The sequence below is a fragment of the Variovorax sp. RKNM96 genome, from assembly GCF_017161115.1.
Classification (GTDB): domain Bacteria; phylum Pseudomonadota; class Gammaproteobacteria; order Burkholderiales; family Burkholderiaceae_C; genus Variovorax.
In genome coordinates this window covers 4,826,205-4,848,928 of record NZ_CP046508.1, presented here as the reverse complement: position 1 = coordinate 4,848,928, position 22,724 = coordinate 4,826,205, and the positions used below count along the sequence as shown (strand labels likewise).

The window sequence follows — 22,724 nt, the reverse complement described above, 5'->3', positions numbered from 1 at the left end:
AGACCCGGAGACACCCCATGAAGAAGCACTTCGTCCGTTGCATCGCCGCCCTGTCGCTCGCCGCCCTCGCGGCGGCGGCCGGCGCACAGACTTTTCCCGCCAAGCCGATCCGCTGGATCGTTCCCTATGCCGCCGGCGGTGGCTCCGACTTCCTCGCGCGCACGGTGGCGCAGACGCTCTCCACCCAGGTCGCGCAGCCGGTGCTGGTGGACAACAAGCCCGGCGGCAACACCGCGCTGGCCGCCGCCGAGACGGCGCGCGCGCCGGCCGACGGCTACACGCTGCTGTCGGCCGACAACGGCACGCTGGTGTTCAATCCGGCGCTCTACAAGTCACTCACCTACAGCCCGACGAAGGACCTCGCGCCCGTCACGCTGATGGGCAAGTTCCCGATGATCCTGGTGGTGGGCGCCAACTCGGACTTCACCACGGCCAAGGACTTCATCGCCAAGGCGAAGGCCCGGCCCGGCGGCATCAACTACGCCTCGGCCGGCGCGGGCAGCCCGCACCATCTCGCGATGGAACTGCTCAAGGTGGAGGCGGGCCTCTTCATGGTCCACGTGCCATACCGCGGCGCCGCGCCGGCGCTGGCCGACGTGGTGGGCGGACAGCTGCCGGCCATGATGGTCGACCTCGCGGCCGGGGCCGGATTCATCAAGGGCGGCAAGGTCCGCGCACTGGCGGTGGCCAACCCGACGCGCCTGCCGCAGTTGCCCGACGTGCCCACCTTCGCCGAACTCGGCTACAGGAACGTGGAAGCCGCCGCGCTGGTCGGCGTGGTGGTGCCCTCGGCCACGCCGCCGGAGGTGGTGAACACGCTCAACCGCCAGATCGTGGCGGCCATCAACGAGCCTTCGGTGCGCACGCGCATGATCGATTTCGGCGTGGAGCCCGTGGCCAACACGCCCGCGCAGTACGCCGAGCTGCTCAAGAGCGAGACGGTGCGCTGGCACAAGCTGATCCGCGACCTGAAGATCACGCTCGACTGACGAACCCGGAGCCCCGCCCATGCCCGACGCCGCCATTTCCCCTCGTGCTTCCGGCTGTCCCGTCGCACACGGGCCGCTGTCCGCGCAGCGCACGCCCACCGGCTGCCCGGTGAGCCTGCGCGCCGCCGATTTCGATCCCTTCGAGGACGGCTACCAGCAGGACCCGCCCGAGTACGTGCGCTGGGCGCGCGAGAAGGAGCCGATCTTCTACAGCCCGAAGCTGGGCTACTGGGTGATCACGCGCTACGACGACATCAAGGCGGTGTTCCGCGACAACATCACCTTCAGCCCCTCGAATGCACTCGAGAAGATCACCCCGACCGGCGAGGAGGCCAACGCGGTGCTGGCCTCCTACGGCTTCGCGCTGAACCGCACGCTCGTGAACGAGGACGAGCCGGCCCACATGCCGCGCCGCCGCGTGCTGATGGACCCGTTCACGCCCGAGGCGCTCCGGCACCACGAGCCGCTGGTGCGCGAGCTCGCCCGCACCTACGTCGACCGCTTCATCGACGAGGGCAAGGCCGACCTCGTCGATCAGATGCTGTGGGAGATCCCGCTCACGGTGGCGCTGCATTTCCTGGGCGTGCCCGAGGAAGACATGGACACGCTGCGCAAATACTCCATTGCGCACACCGTCAACACCTGGGGCCGCCCCAAGCCCGAGGAGCAGGTGGCCGTGGCGCACGCGGTCGGCAACTTCTGGCAGTACGCCGGCAAGGTGCTCGAGAAGATGCGCCAGAACCCCGACGCCCCCGGCTGGATGCAGTACGGCATCCGCAAGCAGGCGCTGCACCCCGAGGTGGTGACTGACTCGTACCTGCACTCGATGATGATGGCCGGCATCGTGGCCGCGCACGAGACCACGGCCAACGCGACCGCCAATGCGATGAAGCTGCTGCTGCAGCATCCGGAGGCGTGGCGCGAACTCTGCGAAGACCCGGGGCTCATTCCCAATGCGGTGGAAGAGTGCCTGCGCCACAACGGCTCGGTGGCCGCATGGCGGCGCCTCGTCACGAAAGACACGCAGCTCGATGGCGTCGATCTGCCCGCGGGCTCGCGGCTGCTGATCGTCACCTCGTCGGCCAACCACGACGAAGCGCATTTCGCCGATGCCGACCTTTTCGACATCCGCCGCGACAACGCGAGCGACCACCTGACCTTCGGCTACGGCTCGCACCAGTGCATGGGCAAGAACCTGGCGCGCATGGAGATGCAGGTCTTCCTGGACGAATTCACGCGGCGGCTGCCGCACATGCGCCTGTCGCAGCAGCGCTTCAGCTATGTGCCGAACACCTCGTTCCGCGGCCCGGAGCACCTGTGGGTCGAGTGGGACCCGGCCATCAATCCGGAGCGGGCGAACCGCGGTGTGCGCGACGTGCCGGTGCCGATGCCGGTGCGCATCGGCGAGCCTTCGCGGCACGCGATCGCACGGCCCGTGGTGGTGGAGCGCGTGACCGCGGTGGCCGACGGCATCGTGAAGCTCCGGCTGGTTTCGCCCGACGGCAAGCCGCTGCCGCGCTGGACCGCGGGCTCGCACATCGATGTGGAATGCGGCACGCCCGACCTGTCGCGCCAGTATTCGCTGTGTGGCGACCCCGACGAGGCCGGCGTGTTCGAGATCGCCGTGCTGCACGAGCCCGCCGGGCGCGGCGGCTCGGCGTGGGTGCATGCGAACGCGAAGGCCGGCGACCGGCTGCGCATTCGCGGCCCGCGCAATCACTTCAGGCTGGACGAATCGCTGAAGAAGGCGATCTTTATCGCGGGCGGCATCGGCATCACCCCGGTGAGCGCGATGGCGCGCCGCGCGAAGGCGCTGGGCATGGACTACGAACTGCACTACAGCGGCCGCAGCCGCGCGTCGATGGCCCTGCTCGACGAACTGGCCGCGCTGCACGGCGAGCGCCTGCGCATCTACGCCGCGGACGAAGGCCGGCGCAACGACATGGAAGCTTTGCTCGGCCAGCCCGAGCCCGGCGTGCAGGTCTACGCCTGCGGACCGCTGCGCATGCTCGAAGCACTCGAACACTGCTGCGCGGCCTGGCCCGAAGGCGCCTTGCGCGTCGAGCATTTCGAGTCGACGCTCGCCACGCTCGATCCCTCGAAGGAGCATGCCTTCGACGTGGAACTGAAGGACTCGGGCATCGTCGTCACGGTGCCGCCGGACCAGACCCTGCTGTCGGCCCTGCGCGCCGCCAATGTCGACGTGCAGAGCGACTGCGAAGAGGGCCTGTGCGGATCGTGCGAAGTGCGCGTGCTCGGCGGCAAGGTCGATCACCGCGACGTGGTGCTGACCCGCTCGGAGCGCGATGCCAACACCAAGATGATGGCCTGCTGCTCGCGGGCCTGCGAAGGCCGGCTGGTGCTCGAGCTCTAGGCGCTGTTCAGGCGGCGGGCGCCAGCGGCATCCGCAGCGCCAGTTGCGTCTCGCCCGGCCGTGACTGCAACTGAAGCTCGGCACCCAGGCGGCGCGCCCGGGCGCGCAGGCTGCGCAAGCCGGAACCGGCTGCCTTGTCGGCCGCGTCCACCGCGAAGCCGCAACCGTCGTCGCGCACGCTGAGCTTCAGCTCGGCGCCGTCGCGCATCACCGCCACATCCACGCGCCGGCTCGCGCTGTGCTTGAGCACATTGGTCAGCGCCTCCTGCAGGAAGCGCAGCAGGTCCAGGCTTTGCGAGGGCGGCAGTTCCAGCGTCTCGAGGTTCGACACCTGCCAGCGGCAGTCGATGCCGTTCGCATCGAGCAACTGCGAGGTGCGGTGCCGCAGCGGCGCGAGAAGTTCGCCGAACGCGCGTGCGCCGTCGTGGCGGCCGGTGGCTTCGATGATCAGCCGCAGGTCGTCGCGCAGGCTCTTGAGCATCGCGAGAAGTTCGGGGGCCGAGAGGTTCTCGGGCGTGCGCTCCAGCGTCGCGATGCTGCCGACCAGCATGCCGCCGAGGCCGTCGTGCAGGTCGCTCGCGAGGTTCACCCGCTCGCCGATGCGCGCATGCGCGAGCTCCAGCGCATGCTGCTGCGCGAGCGTGGCGGCCAGCTCGGCCTTGGCGGCGTTCACTTCCTCGATCAGCTCGGTGTTGAAGTTCTCGATGCGCTTCAAGTTGCTCACGAAGCGCCCCGCCTGCGTCAGCGCCATGCCCAGCAGCAGCACGTAGGACGACATGGTCGTGTAGTAGATGTTGCTGTCGATCACCTGCGTGAACACCAGCAGGTCGTGCGCGGCCGTTGCCGCCGAGACGGCCATGAAGGGCGCGAGCGAACGCATGGGGCTCGCGCGGTGGCGCAGGGCGTGCACGATCGACGCGCTGTTCACCGCAATGATGGTGAGGCCGCCCACCAGCGTCCAGGCGGCACGGTGCACCGGCAGGCTCTGGCCGCTCGTGAGCCACAGGTCGAACACGCCGGCCAGTGCCACCAGCAGCGCCACGGCTTCCAGGCGCGGCATGCGCCATGCACAGAAGCGCAGCGCGAAGACGATGTAGGACACGCTGAAGGCGAGGAACAGCGAGGTGTTCAGCGCCTGCCAGCTGTGGTTGCTGGCAAAGGGCCACGGGCTGGTCGCGATCTGGTTGTAGCCGAACAGCAGCCACAGCACCGACATCACAGCGAACCAGCCGTAGGCCGTCTCGCGTCGGCGCAGCAGCCACAGCGCCGCGAAGAAGGCGGAGACCGCCGCGCTCACCGCGAGGCCCAGCACCTGCAGGTCGCGGCGCACGAGCCGTTCCTGCTCGTAGTCCGCCTGCAGGGTGTCGGGCGGCCCGAGGCTCACGGGACCCAGGCCTGCCTGGTAGGCGAACAGGCCCGAGACGCGCACCAGCAGCGTGTTGTCGGCGCCGGGCCTCAGAAGCGGCGGCGCCAGCAGCCAGTAGCGCGGCACGTTCCAGGCGCGGGTCAGCGGCTCGACCAGGTGCTCGTCGCGCGAGATCGTCGTGCCGTTGAGCGACACCTCGCCGGCCATGTTGAGGTAGTGCAGGAGCAGGCCGGCTTCGGCGGTCTGCGCGGGCTGCTTCCAGGTGAGCCGGTACCAGACCACACCATCGAAACCGGGCCAGCGTTCGGCCCAGCTGTCGGGCAGGGTGACGGGCGTCCAGCCGTCGGTGGGCGGGGCGGTTTGATTCCAGCCGGTGCCGCGCACCGCTTCGACGTGAAGCACGGGCGGCGCGGGCTGCTGCGCCTGCGCCATCGACGCGCTGGCAGCAAGCAGGAAGGAGACGGCGAAAAGAAAAAGAGCGCCCAAGGCCGAGGCAAGCCGCGCCTTTTGCGGCCGCTGGGCCGGTCGGCTCGATGGCGCGCATCGCGGCCCATCGTGCGGTCGAGGTTCTAGGCGTGGCATCGCATTTACCAGTTCTCGGGGATGGCCCCGTTGATAACAGAAAGACACACTTCGTCGCGTTTTTGTCCCGTCCATTTCAAGAAAGAAGAACGCCATGCCCGTCCAGAACCACGCCCTTCGTGCCCAGGAAGGGCCGCGCAAGAAGATGGGAGGCCAGCGATTCGCGCGGACGCTTCGGCTCCTGCCCACGCTGATCCTGCTGCTGGCCGGCAGCGCCCATGCGGCCGGATTCGTGGGAGGGACGGCGGGCGGCGGCGGCCCGGGGCAGTCCGGCGGGACCGGAGGTGCCGGAGGCGGGGCGGCCGTTGTCTCGGGCGACGGTGCCACATCGCTGGGGGCGGGCGGCGACGGGGGCCCTGGCGCCGCCGGTGGAACCGGCGGCACGGGCGGCAGCGGTGCTGCGGCGAACGCCAACGGTGCCACGGCGATAGGTGGCGGCGGCACGGGCGCAAGGGGCGAGGCGGGCGGCACGGGCGGCGCCGGGGGCGCCGGTGCCCGGGCCTCGGCGTCCGGTGCGATTGCCGTCGGCGCGGGGGGCGAGGGTGGGACAGGCTGTTGCGGCAATCCTGCGCCCTCCGGCGGCAGCGGCGCACAGGCCTCGGGCACCTCCGCGATCGCCATCGGCAGCGCCTCGGGCTCCAACCAGGGCGCCGTGGCGTCCGGCAATGCCAGCACGGCGATCGGCGGCGCGGGCAATGGCGCCTCGGGTGCCGCGGCACTGGCAGCGGGCGGGGTGGCCATCGGGTCGGGCAGCCAGGTGGCGAGCGGTGCGAACGGCAGCGTGGCGATCGGCGCGAACTCCGTCGCCACGGCGGCCAACACGGTGTCCTTCGGTTCCGCCGGCCAGACGCGCACCCTGGTCAACGTGGGTGCCGGCGCGGTGAGCGCCACCAGCACCGACGCCGTCAACGGCAGCCAGCTGAACAACGTGAAGCAGACAGCCGACACCGCACTCGGTGTGGCGCAGAACTCGGCGCAGTACGGCGCGGGCGGCACCTCGCTGCAGCTCAATGCCAACGGCGGCGCCGGCACCGTCATCCACAACGTCAGCGCGGGACAGGCCGCCACCGATGCCGCCAACGTCGGTCAGCTGAACACCGTGAAGCAGACCGCCGACACCGCACTCGGTGCGGCGCAGAACTCGGCGCAATACGGCGCGGGCGGCACCTCGTTGCAGCTCAATGCCAACGGCGGCGCCGGTACCGTCATCAGCAATGTCAGCGCGGGACAGGCCGCCACCGATGCCGCCAACGTCGGTCAGGTGCAGCAGGCGCAGCAGACGGCCGTCACCACGGCCAACAACTTCACGCTCCAGCAGGTGATCGCGCTGCAGACGCTGATGAACCAGGCCCTGAGCAGCGGTGTCTGCGCGGTGGGTGCCGGCGGTGCGGTGGCCTGCGGTCCCGGCGCCAGTGCGGGCGGTGCCGGCAGCACGTCCATGGGGACCAACGCACAGGCCAACGGCGAGAACACCGTGGCCATCGGCAACGGCGCGAAGGCCGATCACGCGGGCTCGGTCGCCATCGGGGCGGGCGCAAAGGCGCTGGCTGATCCGACCACGGCCGTGGGCAACAACGCGGTGGCGGCCGGCAACAACGCCGTGGCGCTGGGCGCCAACACGCTGGCCACGGGCAGCAATTCGGTTGCGCTGGGCCAGGGCTCGGTGGCCGATCGCGACAACACTGTGTCGGTGGGCAACGCGGCAACCAACCAGTTGCGCGGCATCGCGAATGTCGCGCCCGGTGTGCTGGGCACCGACGCCGTCAACGTCAACCAGCTGCAGCAGGCGGTGAGCAACGCGACCAGCCAGGCGAATGCCTTTGCCGCACAGGGCGTCGCGGCTGCGCTGGCCATGCCGTCGATGCCGACGCTGCCGGTGGGCCAGAAGTGGATGGGGGCGGCTGTCGGCAACTACGCCGGCGCATCGGCCGTCGGCTTTGCCTTCGGCTACCAGGTCAGCGACAACCTGAACCTGGGGGTGGGTGTTTCCACGGCGACCAGCAGCGGCAGCAACAACCGCATCGCTGCACGCGTGCAGGCGGGCTACGCCTGGTGAGGTGAAGCGCGCCGGTCAGCGCAGCAAGCCGTGCCTGCGCCCCTGGAAGACCGCCTCGGTGCGCGAGGTGACGGCGAGCTTCCGGTAGATGTTCTTGGTGTGGCATTCCACCGTGAGGCGCGAGATCGACAGCGCTTCGGCCATGTCGCGGTTGCTCAGCCCCTGCGCCACGAGTTCGAGGATCTTGCGCTCGCGCGGCGTCAGCGCCACGGGCAGCGGGGGCGGCGCATCGGTGGCCAGCACCGCGGACAGCGAGGGCTGCTGCGCCGCGAGCCAGCCGAGGATGCGGCGTGCAATGGCCGGATCGATGGGCGCGCCGCCTTGCTCGATGCTGCGCAGCGCGATGCTCAGTTCCAGGTCGTCGCGCTCCTTCAGCAGGTAGCCGATGGCGCCGGCCCGCAGCGCCGCGAAGATGACTTCCTCGGTGCGCCAGGCCGAGACCACCACCGCGGGAATCCTGGGGCAATGCGCCTGCATCCAGCCGATGAGTTCGACGCCGCTGCCGTCGGGCAAGCCGATGTCGACCAGCGCCACGCCGAAATCCCGCTCCTCGAGCAGTTCCTTGGCGGCGGTCACGCTCTCGGCCCAGGCGATCTGCGGCTCGTCGCAGCCCAGGGTGGACAACACGTAGGCAAGCCGCTCGCGCATGGCTGGATCGTCTTCGACCACCAGCGCGGGACTCAAGGAAACGACTTCGACGTCTTCCAGCTGCGTATTGGACATGTGGGCGCGATTCTGAACGGTGCCTGACTTTTGCTAGGACGTTTTTACTTATATGCGGGATTGTTGCAGAGTATTGCCATTTGTATCCTGGAGTCACCCGGTTGAAAAAAGGGGAACTCGCGAGCCGGCAGGAACTATCGCTCTATTTGGAATGTTTCGCTTGGAAGACGTGCGACAGGATCGTCGGCGCGGTGGTCAAGGACCACCGCGCGGCCAGAGGGTCAGTCCAGCGTGACACCGCCGCTCAGGTTAACCACCGCCCCTGTCATGGCGCCCGCATGCCCGGACGCCACGAATACCGCCGTATTCGCCACCTGGTCCAGCGACGGCAGCCTTTTCACCAGCAGCCCGGCCGGTCTGGCCGCGAGCATCTGCTCGACCGTCATCCCCATGCGCTCGGCTGCAGGGCGAAAGACCTCATGGCTGTGCGACCCCGCGGCGGCGGCTTCGGGAATCGCGTGCGAGCGGATGCAGACGCTGCGGATGTTGAAGGCCGCCAGCTTGCCGGCCATGTGCCGCGTCAGCGCCTCCCCGGCAGGCGCGAAGCCGGCGTGGAGACTGAAACGGGGCGCAAAAAAGTCCCATGGACAATGCCTCGCATGCCCGACCTCCACGAACTGACCCGGCAATTTGCGCATTCCGGCCGCCTCGACGCCATCCTGCTGCGGCCGGCGCGCCGGGCGCCGGTGCGGTCGGTGAACGAGGCCGTGGCGGTGGAAGGGCGCGGGCTGGAGGGCGACCGCATCGGCGCCGCGCGGCCCGGCGGCAAGCGGCAGGTCTCGCTGATCCAGCAGGAGCACCTGCCGGTGATCGCCGCGCTCACCGGCCATGCGCGCGTCGAAGCCGAAGGGCTGCGGCGCAACCTGGTCGTCTCGGGCCTGAACCTGCTGGCGGCGCGCTCGCTGTTTCGCGACCAGCCGCTGGTGCTGGCCGTCGGCGCCGAGGTGCTGCTCGAAGTCAGCGGACCCTGCGAGCCCTGTTCACGGATGGAAGAGCTGCTCGGCCCGGGCGGCTACAACGCCATGCGCGGCCATGGCGGCGTGACGGCGCGGGTCATCCGTGGTGGCGTGCTGCGCGTCGGCGACGGCATCGAATGCCGACCCGGCCCTGCCTCACAGCAGATTGCGTAGCGCCGCCTCGACCGCCGCCGCAGTCGCCAGCGGCTTTTCCATCGGAAACAGGTGCGTGCCGTCGAGCATCGCGATGCGCCCCTTGGTCACCTGCTCGGTCATCGTCATGCCCACCCGTTTCATTTCGGCCGATTGACGTCCGCCGATGAACGCCGCCTTGCACTTGAGCGGGTGCCTGCGCAGCAGCGCGCCCAGGTTGTGGGGCAGGGTGTTGTAGATCGTCGTCTCCACGTCGCGGTCGAAGCTGAGCTCGCGCGTGTCGTCCCCGTCGAAGGTGCCGTGGTCGATGTAGTCGTGCAGCACCTGCTCGTCCCACTTCGCGAACGCCTTCTTGCTGCGGAAGTGCTCGAACACCGCCTCGCGGTCGGCCCAGATGTTCTTGCGTTTGCGGCTGATGGCGCCGGGCGAGATGCTCTTCATGAGCGGCGTGCGCTTGACCACATTGAGCGTGTTCGCGCGCCAGCCGCCGAGGATCGGCGAATCGATCAGCACCACGCCGCGCGCGAGCGCCGGGTGCAGCGCCGCGCACATCAGGCTGAGGAAACCGCCGAGCGAATGGCCGATGAGAAACACCGGCCCGCCCGCGCGATCGGCGCGCACCCGCGCGAAGTCGGCCAGCTGCTGCACCAGGTGCGGCCAGTTGTCGGTGACGGGGTACTTCGGGTCGTGCCCGAATTTCTCGATGGCATCGACCTCGAAGCCGCGGTTGCGCAGGCTGTCGAGGACGACGCGGTAGGTGCTCGCGGGAAAGCTGTTGCCGTGCGAGAAGACGACGGGCGGCATGGCCATGGCCGATGCCGCGCTCAGATGAGCTTTTCGTCGGGCGTCGAGATCTTGCGCAGCGGGCTGTGCCGCGTGGCCGGCATCTTCAGCGGATGCTCGGTGGCACTGTCGTCCCACACCGGGTCTTCGATGCTGTCGAACACCTCGCGCAGCTTCTGGCCCCAGCTGTTGTGCATCATGCGGTAGTAGGGGTTGTCGGCATCGATGCAGATCACCCGGTCGGTCTCGAACTTGTTGGCTTCGTACACGACCAGGTCGAGCGGCAGGCCCACCGAGAGGTTCGACTTCATCGTCGAGTCCATCGACACCAGCGCGCACTTGGCGGCTTCGTCCAGCGGCGTCTCGGGCGTGAGCACCCGGTCGAGCACGGGCTTGCCGTACTTCGATTCGCCCACCTGGAAGTAAGGCGTCTCGGTGGTCGCCTCGATGAAGTTGCCTGCGGCGTAGACCAGGAAGAGGCGCATGCCCTCGCCCTTGACCTGCCCGCCGAAGATGAAGGACACGTTGAAGTCGAGCCCCGCGTGCTTCAGCGCCTCGGCATCGCGGTCGTACACATGGCGCACCGCCGAGCCGAGCACGCGGGCGGCGTCGAACATGCTCTTGGCGTTCCAGATGGTGATCGGGTCGCCCTGCGTGCCGTCTTCACGGGTTTCGCGAAGCTCCTCGATCTGGAGGATTTCGCGCACCGACTGCGAGATGCTCAGGTTGCCCGAGGACAGCAGCACCATGACGCGGTCGCCCGGCTGCTCGTAGACGATCATCTTGCGGAAGGTGCTGATGTGGTCCACGCCCGCGTTCGTGCGCGAGTCGGAGAGAAACACCAGGCCGGCGTTGAGTTTGATGCCTACGCAATAAGTCATGAGTTCGTCTCGCATGAATCAGGCCCGCTCAGGCGGCACTGCGTTCACGCGTGTTCAGTTTCTGGAGGGCATAGAGCGCGTCGAGGGCCTCGCGCGGGCTCATGGTGTCGGGGTCTAGCGCGGCCAGCGCGGATTCTACGGCGCTGGCCAGAGGCGTTTCGGCCACGGGCGGGGGCGCGAACAGGTCGACCTGTGCACGAGTTTGCGCATGCTGCGACTCAAGTGCCTCGAGCGCCTGGCGCGCATGGTTGACCACCGCCGCGGGCATGCCCGCGAGCCGCGCCACCTGGATTCCGTAGCTCTTGCTGGCCGGGCCGGGCTGCATTTCGTGCAGGAACACGATGTCGCGACCCGCTTCGGTTGCGCTCACATGCATGTTCACCGCGCCATGGTGCGTGGCCGGGAATTCGGTCAATTCGAAGTAGTGGGTCGCGAACAGCGTGAAGGCCTTGCTGCGGTCGTGCAGTTGCGCCGCGATGCCCGCGGCCAGCGCCAGCCCGTCGAAGGTGCTGGTGCCGCGGCCGATTTCATCCATCAGCACCAGCGACTGCGCGGTGGCGCTGTGCAGGATCTGCGCGGCCTCGGTCATCTCGAGCATGAAGGTCGATTGCGCATTGGCCAGATCGTCCGCCGCGCCGATGCGGGTGTGAATGGCATCGATCGGCCCGAGCCTGCAGGCCGCGGCCGGCACGTGCGAGCCGATGGAGGCGAGCAGCACGATGATCGCCACCTGCCGCATGTACGTCGATTTACCGCCCATGTTCGGGCCGGTGATGACCTGCATGCGCTGCTGCGGTCCGAGCTGCGTGTCATTGGCGATGAAGCCGCCCGACGACTTTTCGGCGAGCCGCGCTTCCACCACCGGATGCCGGCCCTGCTGGATCTCGATGCAAGGGTGCGACACGAAGGTCGGTGCGCGCCAGTGCAGCGTGTGCGAGCGCTCCGCCAGCGCGCACAGCGCATCGAGCGTCGCGATGCCGCCGGCCAGTTGCGTGAGCGCATGCACCGAGGGCTGCAGCGCATCGAGCAGCTGCTCGTAGAGCCACTTCTCGCGGGCCAGCGCGCGGTCTTGCGCGCTCAGCGCCTTGTCTTCGAAAGCCTTCAGCTCGGGCGTGATGAAGCGCTCGGCGTTCTTCAGCGTCTGGCGGCGGCGGTAGTTGTCGGGCACCTTCGAGAGCGCGCTCTGCGTCACCTCGATGTAGAAGCCGTGCACGCGGTTGAACTGCACCCTGAGGTTGCTGATGCCGGTGCGCTCGCGCTCGCTCACTTCGAGCTTGAGCAGGAAGTCGTCGCAGTTGTCGCTGATGGCGCGCAGCTCGTCGAGCTCGGCGTCGTGGCCGGTGGCGATCACGCCGCCGTCGCGCACCAGCGCCGACGGGTCGGGCTTGATCGCGCTCACCAGCAGGTCGGCGCAACCCGGCGGCGGCGCGAGCCGCTCGGTAATGCGGGCCAGCAGCGGGGCGGAAGCGGGAAGCAGCGGCGCCAGTTGCTCGGCCTTGTCGAGCGCGAGGCGCAGCGCCAGCAGTTCGCGCGGACGCACCTGGCGCAGCGCGATGCGTGCCGCGATGCGTTCCACATCGCTCGTGTTCTTCAGTTGTTCCCGCAGCGTGCGCCAGGGCGCGGCCGTGCCGCCGAGCACTGTGGACTGCAGCGCGCCGATGGCTTCGAGCCGCGCCTGTGCCTCGGTGCGGTCGCGACGAGGCGAGAGCAGCCAGCGCTTCACGAGCCGGCTGCCCATGCCCGTCATGCAGGTGTCGAGCAGCGAGAACATCGTGGGCGAGTCTTCGCCGCGCAGCGTCTGCACCAGTTCGAGGTTGCGGCGCGTGGTGGGCGGCAGCTCGATCAGGTCGCCGTCGCGTTCGACCGAGAGACGCTGCACGTGCGAGAGCGCGCGGCCTTGCGTATGTTCGGCGTACCCCAGCAGCGCGGCGGCTGCGGCGTGCGCGTTGGAGAGCGATTCGGCGTTCCACGCGGCCAGGCTGTTGCTGCCCATCTGCTCGCTGAGCTTGCGCTCGCCGAGGCCGCCGTCGAACTGCCACGCGGGGCGGATCGAGAGCGTGAAGGGCGTTGCCGCACGCGCGGCTTTCAGGCGCTGCTCGAAAGCCGGCGTCACCTCGGCGCTATAGAGCAGTTCGCTCGGAGCGATGCGCGCGATCCACGCTTCGAGCGCGTCGGCCGGGCACTCGGCCAGCCGCAGTTCGGCGCCCGTCACGCTCAGCCACGCGAGCCCGCAGAAATTGCGCGTGCCCGCATGTACCGCGAGCAGCAGCGATTCGCTCTTGTCGTTGAGCAGTTCCGAATCGGTCAGCGTGCCGGGCGTGACCACCCGCACCACCTTGCGTTCCACCGGCCCCTTGCTCGCGCCGACCTCGCCCACCTGCTCGCAGATGGCGACGGATTCGCCCAGCTTGATGAGGCGCGCGAGGTAGGTATCGACCGCATGGAAGGGCACCCCGCACATCACCACCGGCTGGCCGGCCGACTGGCCGCGCTGGGTGAGCGTGATGTCGAGCAGGCGTGCCGCCTTTTCGGCATCGGCCCAGAACAGTTCGTAGAAATCGCCCATCCGGTAGAACAACAGCGTGTCCGGATGGTTCGCCTTGAGGCCCAGGTACTGCGCCATCATCGGGGTGTGCCCGGAGAGGTCGCTTGTCGGGGGGAGGGGTTGGGCAGTCGTCGTTTTCACTCGGGGGATTATCGGGGACGGGAGAGGGCTCAGCCCACGATCAACTTCACCGGCTTGCCGATGCGGCTGAGCATCTCGACCAGCGTGTCGATGGTGAATTTGGACGTCTTCCTGTTGACCACGTCGGAAACTCGAGGGCGCGACACCATCAGGATTTCGGCTGCTTCAGCCTGTTTCAGGTGATGCGCTTCGATCCAGTTCGACAGTTCTTCCATGAGTTGCTGTTTCAACAGCCGCGTGTCGTTGATCTGCTTTTGCGATGCTGCCTGCAAGCGCTTGGCCTCAGCCGCCGGAAAGCCCAGCTCGAGAAAGATATTGGCGCCGGGTTTGGTGACGTGCTGGATGGCGGTGTCGGTCTTCATGGTCGGTGCTTCCTTGTTTCAATCACCGCGCGATAGCGCGCCTCGGCGATGGCCTTGTCCTGTTGACTGGTCGCCTGCGTCTTTTTCTGGAAGCAATGCAGGACATAGATTGCTTCTTCAAATTTGGCTACGTACATCACTCGGTAGATGCCGCTCGAATCCCTGAGCCGAATCTCGCGCGTGCCGGCACCTATGTCGTTGAATGGCTTCCAGTCCGTCGGGTCCAGCCCGGCCTGGACCTTGCCCAGCTCGAAACCGGCTGCTCGGCGCGGCTCCACGGGAAAGGCCAGCAGATCCACATAGGAAGAGCCAACCCAGCGGATTTCTTTTTCGTCCATCGACGTGCCCGTCTGTATAAGATTTTATACGCGAAAGCCAAGTGCGACCCGTGCGCGATGGCTCCCCTCCCTGATCGCGCATTGTCCAGACGAGGCGGATGCTTTCGCTCCGCATGGCGTTATCCCGATTCCGATTACCGTGAACTTTGCGGGACCGATGACGATCAACCGCGTGACGTCACGAAACGGTGCCAGGCTCGTTGACGTCCCGGCCCATCGCTCCGCATCCCCCGCTCTAAAATCCCCCCGCGCAAACCCCGCGTGAAGAACAAGGCGCCCATGGCCCCCCCGGAAGAATTCAAAGGCCCTGAAGCGGATGCGCTCCCCGACACCGCCACCTTGCCCGCCGAACTCGCCGCGCTGTATCTCTGCATCTCGCCGGCCCAGCTGGCGGACCTGCGCAAGTCGAAACGGCCCGAGAAGGGCGCGAGCAACGGCCCTTCCATCATCAGACCCGTGGAAGGCGGCCCGGCCGGGCCCAAGGACCCGGTGCTCTACCAGCTCGGCACCCTGCGCGAATATGCGAAGGCGCACGCCGCTCCCTCCGACTTCGACACCGCATTGAAGAGCGGCATGCTCGGCTGGGTGTCCGCCAAGCTGCCCTTCTTTGCCGAGCGCGAGCCGCGCATCAAGCGCGGCAAGCGCGTGCTCATCGGCGGAGCCTGGGACCGCGCGGACCCACTGCGCGAGAAGCGCTTCATCGATCTGGCGAAGGGCCGCATCCGCTTCACGTCGCTCACATGCGCCGAAGCCGCGGTGAGCTTGTGGGCCGACGTTCCAAGCCACGCTGCGTTCGCCGAAAAAGGCCTGGCCCTGCTCAGGAGCGAGACACAGGCCATCGAGGCATCGCTCGCAGAAACCGCCCAACTGGCCGCGACCGCCAAACCCGACGCGGCCGCCTGACAAGAACCCCGACATCGAACATGGACGAGCACCGATGCTGATCAACTGCGTGGCCTACGAAAACGGCGCCAAGCTCGCCGACATCCCCGTCGAGGACATCAGCGACTACATCACCCGACCCGGCTGCTTCGTCTGGGTGGCATTGAGCGACGCCACGCCCGAAGAGCTGGCCGAGATGCAGAAGGAATTCAACCTGCACCCGCTCGCAGTCGAAGACGCCCACCACGGCCACCAGCGCCCCAAGGTCGAGGAGTACGGCGATTCGCTCTTCGTCGTCATGCACCTCGTGGAGCCCTCGGCCGAAGGCGAGCACTGCGTGAACGTGGGGGAGGTCGACGTGTTCGTCGGTCGCAACTACGTGCTCTCGGTGCGCAACCGCAGCCAGCAGGGCTTTTTGGGCGTGCGGGAACGCTGCGAGCGCGAGCCCGAACTGCTGCGCAACGGCGCGGGCTTCGTGCTCTATGCGCTGATGGACGCGGTGGTCGACCGCTACTTCCCCGTCATCGACGCGCTCGAAGTGGAGCTCGAATCCATCGAGCAGCAGATCTTCACGCAGGGCGGCGCGGCGCGCGACAAGATCAAGCAGCTCTATGACCTGAAGCGCCGCAGCATGATCCTCAAGCGTGCGGTGGCGCCGCTGGTCGAGGCGGCGGGCAAGCTGCACGGCGGGCGCGTGCCGCAGATCTGCATGGGCTCGCAGGAATACTTTCGCGACGTGGGCGACCACCTGGGCCGCATCAACGGCTCCATCGACGCGATGCGCGACACCGTCGGCACGGCCATCTCGGTGAACCTCTCGATGGTCACGATCGAGGAGAGCGAAGTCACCAAGCGCCTCGCGGCCTGGGCCAGCATCTTCGCGGTGTGCACCGCGTTCGCCGGCATCTGGGGCATGAACTTCGAGAACATGCCCGAGCTGAAATTCAAATACGGCTATGCGGTGGCGCTGGGGCTCATCGTCAGCACCTGCGGCTATCTCTACTACCGGTTCAGACGTGCAGGCTGGCTCTGAAGACCGGCTTGCTAATTCCAAACTAATAAACATGTAGATAATCCAGTCCCTTATGAAAAGGGACTTCACCCAGCGCTTCGGCTTCCTCGTCAAGAACGTCGGCAAGCTCTACAGCGAAGAATTCGACCGCCTCGCGCGCGAGCGCATCGGCCTCACCAGCGCGCAATGCCGGCTGCTCGGCGCACTCGCCATGCACGGCGATGAAGAGCCGCTTTCGCAAGCCGAACTCGCGCAGCGGCTCGATCTCACCCCCATGGCCGTGGCGGGCCTGTGCGACCGCATGGCGGCTGCCGGATGGATCCGCCGCGAGCCCAGCGCCACCGACCGCCGCGTCAACAGGATCCACCTGCAGCCCAGCGCCGAAAAGGCGCTCGATGCTGCCCTCAGCATCAGCGACGGGCTCAACGCCCGTGTGATGTTGGTGCTCTCGCAGCCCGAGCGCGCGCAGTTGCTGAGCCTGCTCGGCAAGGTGCGCGAAAGCCTCGTGGACATCACCTCCGGCGACGGAAAGAAGCCATGAGCGTCGCGCCCGGAACCACCGTGCCGCACCGCGGCATGATCACCATCTCGATCATGCTGGCGACCATCATGCAGGCGCTGGACACCACGATCGCCAACGTCGCCTTGCCTCACATGCAGGGCAGCCTGCAGGCCTCGCAGGACCAGATCACCTGGGTGCTCACCTCGTACATCGTCGCCTCGGCGATCGCGCTGCCGCTCACCGGGTGGCTGTGCGGCCACTGGGGCCGGCGGCGCGTGTTCATCATCTCGGTGATCGGCTTCACGGTCGCTTCAGCGCTGTGCGGGCTGGCGACTTCGCTCGTCGGCATCGTCGCCGCTCGGCTGTTGCAGGGCGTGTTCGGCGCGGCGCTGGTGCCGCTGTCGCAGGCGGTGCTGCTGGACATCAACCCGCGCGAGAAGGTCGGCCAGGCCATGGCCATCTGGGGCGCGGGCATCATGGTCGGGCCCATCCTCGGGCCGCTGCTGGGCGGCTGGCTCACCGAGAACTTCGACTGGCGCTGGGTGTTCTTCATCAACCTGCCGGTGGGCATCTTCGCGTTCTGGGGCATCGCGCGCTACCTGCCCGAAAGCCGGCCGCAGGGCGAGAAGCTCGACATCTTCGGCTTCGTCACGCTGAGCTTGGCCATCGGCATGCTGCAGCTGTTTCTGGACCGCGGCGAGCAGCTCGACTGGTTCGACTCATGGGAGATCAAGCTCGAAGCCGCCGCCGCGCTCGTGGCCTTCGGCTTCTTCGTGGTCCATACGTGGACGGTGCAGGGCGTGTCGTTCTTCGACCGCGACCTGCTGAAGGACCGCAACTTCGTCACCGGCCTTCTGTTCGCCTTCATCGTCGGCATGATCCTGTTCGCGACGATGGCACTCTTGCCCAACTTCCTGCAGGGGCTCATGGGCTACCCGGTGGTCTACACCGGCGAGGTGACCGCGCCGCGCGGCGTGGGCACCATGATCGCGATGATCATCGTGGGGCGCCTCGTGCAGCGCATCGACGTGCGCGCCATCATGGCCGTGGGCTTCGGCCTCACCGCCTTTTCGCTCTACCAGATGACGCGGCTCACGCTGCAGATGGACAGCAGCCTGATCATTCTCTCGGGCTTCATCCAGGGGCTGGGCATCGGCTTCACCTTCGTGCCGCTGTCGACCGCGACCTTCGCGACGCTCGCGCCTCGATTGCGCAACCAGGGCACGCCCATCTTCAGCCTGCTGCGCAACATCGGCAGCAGCGTGGGCATCTCGATCGTGCAGGCGCTCCTGACCGAAGGGTCGAGCAAGGCGCATGCGGAGATCGCGGCAACCGTGGCGCCGGGCAACCCGGGGCTGATCGGCCTGCCGCCGATGATGTCGCCCGACACCATGACCGGTCTCGCGATGCTCAATGCCGAGGTCACGCGGCAGGGCGCGCTGATCGGCTACCTCGACGACTTCGCGATCATGATGGTGATCACGCTGCTGGCGATTCCGCTGTTGCTGCTGATCCGCAGTCCGCGGCGCAATGCGGCCGCTTCAGGTCCCGTCGAAGTGCCGCATTGAATTTGAATTTCTCCCTCCCCTTCCGGGGAGGGTAGGGGTGGGAGTTCGCGGCCTTCGATGAAGCACTGCGCCTAACAAGCGCCGCTTGCCCCCATCCCAGCCTTCCCCCGGAAGGGGAAGGAGCAAGGCGGGATCACTCGTCGTGCGAATCGTGCGTGGCCGCAGCGCCGCGCCGCCAGTAGCCCGACGCGCGGGTCCACTTCGGGTTGGCGCCGCGCTCGCTCACGAGGTGCGCGCGCAGTGCCTTCGCAATGCCCGACTCGCACCCGATCCACGCGTGGAAATCGCCGGCCGGCAGCTTCGCCGCCTTCAGCGCATCGACCAGCACCGTGCTCACGCCGGCCTCGGCGCCGCGCCGGTACACCCATTGCAGCGTGAGCTCGGCTTGCGTGTCGAACGGAATCTGGTCGGCTTCGCTGTCGACCTCCGCCAGCACCACCACCCGCGCACCGGCCGGCAGTTCGGCCAGGCGCCGCGAGATGGCGGGCAGGGCGGTGTCGTCGCCGACGAGCAAGTGCCAGTCGAATTCGGTCGGCACGATGAACGAACCGCGCGGGCCGCCCACGCCGAGCGTGTCGCCGGGCTTGGCGTTCTCTGCCCATTGCGTGGCGGGGCCGGCGTCGTGCAGGGCGAAGTCGATCTCCAGCGTGTTCGCCTTCGCGTCGAAGCGGCGCGGCGTGTAGTCGCGCATCGTCGGGCGGCCGCTCGCGGGCCAGATCGGACCATCGGGGCCCGCGGTCGGCAGCGTGAGCTTGCCGGTGGTCGCGTCGGGGAAAAAGATCTTCGCGTGGTCGTCGAACCCCAGGCTCGTGAAGCCCGCGAGGTCGTCGCCGGTGAGCACGATGCGGATCAGGTGCGGCGTCACGCGCTGCACCGTCTTCACCGTGAGCTGGCGAAAGCGAAGGTCGTGGCGCACGCGGCGTGGCGTGCGGTCGGGTGTGTTGGAAGAAGAGGGAGTGGTTGTGAAGTCGGTCATTTCAAAAGAAGAAGTTCAGATGCGCTCTAGCTGTTGAGCGGCGCTGTCGAGCACCGCGGCGAAATCGTGGGCTTGTTGTTCGGTGAGGGGCGTGCCCGACAGGCGCATGCGCATGGCGAGCTTGAGGTTCTCGATGGCGCGCGTGACCTGCGGCGGGCGTCCGCCGCGCGGGCCCGCGCCGTCCACGCCGCCCGACATGCGGGCCATCATGGCGTCGGCCATTTCGCGGTTGGCGGCCAGGAACTCCTGCCCGCCGGGGGTGATGGTGTAGCGCTTGCGGCCGCCGTTGTCGGCCGTCTCCACGCTCAGGTAGCCCATCTCTTCGAGCAGCGTGAGGGTGGGGTAGACCACGCCGGGGCTCGGCGCATAGCTGCCGCCCAGGCGGTCTTCGATGGCCTTGATGAGCTCGTAGCCATGCGAAGGCTTGTCGGCGATGAGCTGCAGCAGCACGAAGCGCAGGCCGCCATGGCCGAAGACGCGCCCGCCGCCGCGTCCGCCACGGCCTCCGTGCATGCGCTCGTCGCCGGGGGCGCCGTGACGGCCACGGCCGCCCGAGAAGCCGTCTTCGTGTTCGCCACGGGGGGCGTGGCAGTGGTGGTTGTGGTGGTGATGGCCGAAGTGGGGGTGTCTCATGTCGATGTCTTTCTTGACTGGTATCGAAAGTATTTTAGATATATCGATATAAAAGTCAAACAGATACGCATCCGACCACGCGGAAGGGGCGCTACGCCGTAGCGGCCCGCTGCTCCTGATGCTCCTGAAACTGCGCCAGCATCAGCGCCTCGCCGATGTGCGACAGCTGAGTGGCGGCCGCCTCGGCCGAGCCTTCCGCGATTTCGGCCACGCGCTCGAACATCTGCGTTTCGTAGGCCGCCACGGCCTTGCCCCAGTCCTGTTCCCCGATCAGTTGGGCCGCCAGTTCGGCCGCATCGCGCAGCGCGGCATTCACGCCTTCGCCGCCGAAGGGCGACATCACATGCGCCGCGTCGCCCAGCAGCGTGAGCCCACGCCGGTGGGCCCAGCAGTGCCCGACCGGCAGCGCGTGGATGAGCCGCGTTGCGAAGTTGTCGTTGCTCGCGCGAAAGAGATCGGTGATCGCGTCGTCGAACCCGGCGAATTCCGCGAGCAGCGCGCTGCGCACCGCCGCTGGCGAGGCGAAGTCGAAGCGCTTGGCGGCCCAGTCCGCCGGCACGCGGAAGATCGCATAGCCGCGGATGTGGGCGTTGCCGTTGCGCTGCGCGATGAGCAGCTTGCCATCGCCCTGCACATCGAGCTTGCCCCGCCCGACCAGTTGCGCGACGGCCGGGTGGCTGCGGTCCACGTCGTCGATGCCGAACTCGATGAAGGTCAGCCCGCTGTACTGCGGCTTGTACGGCGACAGCAGCGGACGCACGCGCGACCATGCGCCGTCCGCACCGACCACGAGATCGAAAGGCCCGGCCTCGCCGTCCGTGAAGACGAGGTTCCATCGACCGTCATCCTGCGGCAGCACTTCGCGCAACGCACGGCCCCACTGGACGCAGTCGCCCGGCAGCGACGCAAGCAGCATGTCGCGCAGCGCAGTGCGATCGACCTCGGGCCGGTTGCCCGCGGACGCATCAGGCTCCTCGAAGAGAACGCGCCCCGACTTGTCGAGCAGCCGCGAGCCCTGGTCGTCATAGCGTGCGATGCGCAGGAACTCGGCTTCGAGCCCGGCGCGCCGCACGGCCATCAGGCCCGAGTCTTCATGCAGGTCGAGCGTGCCGCCCTGTGAACGCACGAGCGGACTTTCTTCGTGCTCGAACACGGTGGCCCGGAGGCCGGAGAGGTGAAGCAGGCGCGCCAGCATGAGGCCGCCGGGACCGCCGCCGACGATGGCGATGCGGGGAGTGGAAATAAAAGAAGAGGGATGCATCGGGGTAGCTCCGATAAAGGATAGGTTCCTATCCATATTAACATAGGAGCCTATGTATAAAATAGACCCCATGACCGAAGCCCCCGATCGAAACCCCCTCAAGCTCCTGGGCCGCATCGCCCGTGGATTCACCCGCATCGCAGACATCGACCTGCGCGAAGCCGGCCTGGCTGCGGGCCAGCTGCCCGTGCTCGTGTCCCTCAAGAAAAGCAAGGCGCTCTCGCAGGCCGAGCTCGCGCGCATCGCGCAGGTCGAGCAGCCCAGCATGGCGCAGTTGCTCACCCGCATGGAGCGCGATGGCCTGGTCGAGCGCGTGGACGACCCCGCCGACAAGCGCAGCCGCCTCATTTCGCTCACCCCGCTGGCTGCGCGCCGTCTGCCGAAGGCGAGGGCGCTGATGGAGGCGCATACGCAGCAGGCGCTGACCGGTTTCTCCGAAGCGGAGGTCGACCAACTGCTGGCGCTGCTTCAGCGCATCAACGCGAACGTGGAGCGCATGGGCGGCGGCTGAACCTCGGCCGCCGGGTTTGTCTGGATCGCTTTCTCAGCCTGCCAGCAACCGCCCGTTGAAGAGGATGTTCAACGTGCGAACGGTCAGCGCGAGCAGCACTGCGGTAAGAAGCACGAGCAATCCAACAGCCAATAACTGCAACGGCCACGTCCCTCTCACCCCCGCGTACATCAACCCCGCATTCACCATCGCAGCCAGCGGAAAGCTCACAGCCCACCACCCCGCCCCAAACGGCACGCTCCTGCGAAACACCTTCGGCGCCAGCACCAAGAACAAGAACAGCCCGAAATAGAACAACAGCCCCGCAAACAGATCCACCCGCCCCGTGAGGTTCACATACGCCGTGAACCCCACCTCGAACGGCGCGACAAGAATCAGCAGCGAGGGCGTCATCGCCGGCGCGAGCGGCTCGTGCTGGATCAACCGCGTGACGATCATCGTGAACAGCACGAGCGCCAGCACCGAGCCCACGGCGGCCGACAGCAGCAGCACCTCGCCGGCCCAGGCCATGGGCATGTGGCTGCCGGTGACGGGAATGTCCAGCGCGGCGACGCCCGGAATGATCCACGCCGGCACCGCATGCGCAGGGTGGCCATTGCCGCCCAGGAGGCGCGAGACAACGTGCGCCGCCAGCAGCAGCGTGGCAACGGTGCCGACCACCCAGAGCGCGTTGCCCAGCGCGCTGTTGTAGACGCCCAGCACGGTCGATTGAAGCAGCAGCGCAATGGCGATGGTGCCGAAGAAGTTGCCGGCAATCGGATGACGGAACTCCGCCGTCACGGCCGCCGGGTGGCGCAGCAGCTTGGCGCCGTAGCCCACGAGCAGCACGACGAACACGAAGGTGGCGAAGAGGCCGATCGCATCCGACACCACGCGGGGTACACCGAATTCGGTGTGCGCAAGACGCCAGCCCATCGAAAGGCCCGAGAGGCCCATGACGGCGGCGAACAGGTTGACGGGGAGGTTCTTGATGGAAGCGCTGGCGGCAGGGCGGGTGTCCGCCGCGGCGAGGACAGAGGTGGCGGAAGTTGTCATGCGCGCCAGTCTGGGGCGCATCGACTCGGGCTGTTACTGCCGTGGAGCAGCGTTTTCTGCCAAATGCCTGCGTTGTCTGACATGCGCGCCGCCGA

General features: G+C 67.8%; 21 protein-coding genes. 9 read left to right on the top strand and 12 right to left on the bottom strand.

Translation table 11 applies throughout. The annotated features are described in order from the left end of the window. Nucleotides 1-17 precede the first annotated feature (17 nt). Both GNX71_RS22460 and GNX71_RS22455 read left to right on the top strand, forming a co-directional pair. A complete protein-coding gene (locus GNX71_RS22460; protein ID WP_206174465.1) occupies nt 18-989 on the top strand; it encodes a tripartite tricarboxylate transporter substrate binding protein in 972 nt (323 codons plus the stop codon). A 19-nt stretch (nt 990-1,008) separates the two neighbouring features. Next, on the top strand, nt 1,009-3,363 hold the full coding sequence (locus tag GNX71_RS22455; RefSeq protein ID WP_206174464.1) for a cytochrome P450/oxidoreductase: 2,355 nt from the start codon (nt 1,009-1,011) through the stop codon (nt 3,361-3,363). A gap of 7 nt (nt 3,364-3,370) precedes the next feature. On the opposite strand, the gene GNX71_RS22450 is transcribed toward GNX71_RS22455, so the two are convergent. Beyond that, complete coding sequence (locus GNX71_RS22450; protein WP_206174463.1) at nt 3,371-5,215, bottom strand: ATP-binding protein; 1,845 nt, start codon at nt 5,213-5,215, stop codon at nt 3,371-3,373. Between the two features lie 190 nt (nt 5,216-5,405). Here GNX71_RS22450 and GNX71_RS22445 point away from each other — a divergent pair, with 190 nt between their 5' ends. After that, complete coding sequence (locus GNX71_RS22445) at nt 5,406-7,367, top strand: adhesin (RefSeq protein WP_241027022.1); 1,962 nt, start codon at nt 5,406-5,408, stop codon at nt 7,365-7,367. Between the two features lie 15 nt (nt 7,368-7,382). On the opposite strand, the gene GNX71_RS22440 is transcribed toward GNX71_RS22445, so the two are convergent. After that, nucleotides 7,383-8,090 (bottom strand): response regulator transcription factor, encoded by a 708-nt coding sequence (locus GNX71_RS22440; protein ID WP_206174462.1) that lies wholly within the window; start codon nt 8,088-8,090, stop codon nt 7,383-7,385. A gap of 221 nt (nt 8,091-8,311) precedes the next feature. Then, the gene (locus GNX71_RS22435; protein WP_241027021.1) at nt 8,312-8,602 is read right to left on the bottom strand and encodes a hypothetical protein; all 291 of its coding nucleotides are present in this window, start codon (nt 8,600-8,602) and stop codon (nt 8,312-8,314) included. 87 nt (nt 8,603-8,689) lie between these two features. Between GNX71_RS22435 and GNX71_RS22430 the strand changes: the two genes are divergently transcribed. Next, nucleotides 8,690-9,220 carry an MOSC domain-containing protein gene (locus tag GNX71_RS22430; protein ID WP_206174461.1) on the top strand — a complete coding sequence of 177 codons (531 nt, stop codon included), beginning with the start codon at nt 8,690-8,692 and terminating at the stop codon, nt 9,218-9,220. On the opposite strand, the gene GNX71_RS22425 is transcribed toward GNX71_RS22430, so the two are convergent. The 5 genes from GNX71_RS22425 to GNX71_RS22405 all read right to left on the bottom strand — a co-directional run bounded on the left by GNX71_RS22425 (nt 9,203) and on the right by GNX71_RS22405 (nt 14,249). Further along, a complete protein-coding gene (locus GNX71_RS22425) occupies nt 9,203-10,009 on the bottom strand; it encodes an alpha/beta hydrolase (RefSeq protein ID WP_206174460.1) in 807 nt (268 codons plus the stop codon). The two genes, GNX71_RS22430 and GNX71_RS22425, sit on opposite strands and share 18 nt — an antisense overlap. A 14-nt stretch (nt 10,010-10,023) precedes the next feature. Then, nucleotides 10,024-10,863, bottom strand: a complete 840-nt coding sequence (locus GNX71_RS22420) for a proteasome-type protease (protein ID WP_176656329.1) — start codon at nt 10,861-10,863, stop codon at nt 10,024-10,026. Nucleotides 10,864-10,891: 28 nt separating this feature from the next. Further along, nucleotides 10,892-13,489 carry a DNA mismatch repair protein MutS gene (gene mutS / locus GNX71_RS22415; protein WP_241027341.1) on the bottom strand — a complete coding sequence of 866 codons (2,598 nt, stop codon included), beginning with the start codon at nt 13,487-13,489 and terminating at the stop codon, nt 10,892-10,894. An 89-nt stretch (nt 13,490-13,578) separates the two neighbouring features. Next, on the bottom strand, nt 13,579-13,911 hold the full coding sequence (locus GNX71_RS22410; RefSeq protein WP_206174458.1) for an XRE family transcriptional regulator: 333 nt from the start codon (nt 13,909-13,911) through the stop codon (nt 13,579-13,581). Further along, the gene (locus tag GNX71_RS22405) at nt 13,908-14,249 is read right to left on the bottom strand and encodes a type II toxin-antitoxin system RelE/ParE family toxin (RefSeq protein WP_206174457.1); all 342 of its coding nucleotides are present in this window, start codon (nt 14,247-14,249) and stop codon (nt 13,908-13,910) included. Before GNX71_RS22405 ends, GNX71_RS22410 begins: the two co-directional genes overlap by 4 nt. Nucleotides 14,250-14,528: 279 nt before the next feature. On the opposite strand from GNX71_RS22405, the gene GNX71_RS22400 reads away from it, so the two are divergent. The 4 genes from GNX71_RS22400 to GNX71_RS22385 are packed head-to-tail and all read left to right on the top strand — an operon-like array spanning nt 14,529 to nt 18,213. After that, complete coding sequence (locus GNX71_RS22400; protein WP_206174456.1) at nt 14,529-15,152, top strand: hypothetical protein; 624 nt, start codon at nt 14,529-14,531, stop codon at nt 15,150-15,152. A 34-nt stretch (nt 15,153-15,186) separates the two neighbouring features. Further along, on the top strand, nt 15,187-16,164 hold the full coding sequence (locus tag GNX71_RS22395; RefSeq protein ID WP_206174455.1) for a magnesium and cobalt transport protein CorA: 978 nt from the start codon (nt 15,187-15,189) through the stop codon (nt 16,162-16,164). 52 nt (nt 16,165-16,216) lie between these two features. After that, nucleotides 16,217-16,684, top strand: a complete 468-nt coding sequence (locus GNX71_RS22390; RefSeq protein WP_206174454.1) for a MarR family transcriptional regulator — start codon at nt 16,217-16,219, stop codon at nt 16,682-16,684. After that, nucleotides 16,681-18,213: a DHA2 family efflux MFS transporter permease subunit gene (locus GNX71_RS22385; RefSeq protein ID WP_206174453.1), complete on the top strand. Its 1,533-nt coding sequence runs from the start codon at nt 16,681-16,683 to the stop codon at nt 18,211-18,213. Before GNX71_RS22390 ends, GNX71_RS22385 begins: the two co-directional genes overlap by 4 nt. A 133-nt stretch (nt 18,214-18,346) precedes the next feature. On the opposite strand, the gene GNX71_RS22380 is transcribed toward GNX71_RS22385, so the two are convergent. The 3 genes from GNX71_RS22380 to GNX71_RS22370 form a co-directional block, all read right to left on the bottom strand. Then, on the bottom strand, nt 18,347-19,189 hold the full coding sequence (locus GNX71_RS22380) for a siderophore-interacting protein (protein WP_206174452.1): 843 nt from the start codon (nt 19,187-19,189) through the stop codon (nt 18,347-18,349). Nucleotides 19,190-19,204: 15 nt separating this feature from the next. Beyond that, nucleotides 19,205-19,822: a PadR family transcriptional regulator gene (locus GNX71_RS22375; RefSeq protein ID WP_206174451.1), complete on the bottom strand. Its 618-nt coding sequence runs from the start codon at nt 19,820-19,822 to the stop codon at nt 19,205-19,207. A 91-nt stretch (nt 19,823-19,913) separates the two neighbouring features. Continuing rightward, nucleotides 19,914-21,083 (bottom strand): NAD(P)/FAD-dependent oxidoreductase, encoded by a 1,170-nt coding sequence (locus tag GNX71_RS22370; protein WP_241027020.1) that lies wholly within the window; start codon nt 21,081-21,083, stop codon nt 19,914-19,916. A 70-nt stretch (nt 21,084-21,153) separates the two neighbouring features. Here GNX71_RS22370 and GNX71_RS22365 point away from each other — a divergent pair, with 70 nt between their 5' ends. Beyond that, a complete protein-coding gene (locus GNX71_RS22365; protein WP_206174450.1) occupies nt 21,154-21,594 on the top strand; it encodes a MarR family transcriptional regulator in 441 nt (146 codons plus the stop codon). Nucleotides 21,595-21,627: 33 nt separating this feature from the next. Here GNX71_RS22365 and GNX71_RS22360 read toward each other — a convergent pair whose 3' ends face one another. Continuing rightward, nucleotides 21,628-22,629 carry an SLAC1 anion channel family protein gene (locus GNX71_RS22360; RefSeq protein ID WP_206174449.1) on the bottom strand — a complete coding sequence of 334 codons (1,002 nt, stop codon included), beginning with the start codon at nt 22,627-22,629 and terminating at the stop codon, nt 21,628-21,630. Between the last annotated feature and the right edge of the window lie 95 nt (nt 22,630-22,724).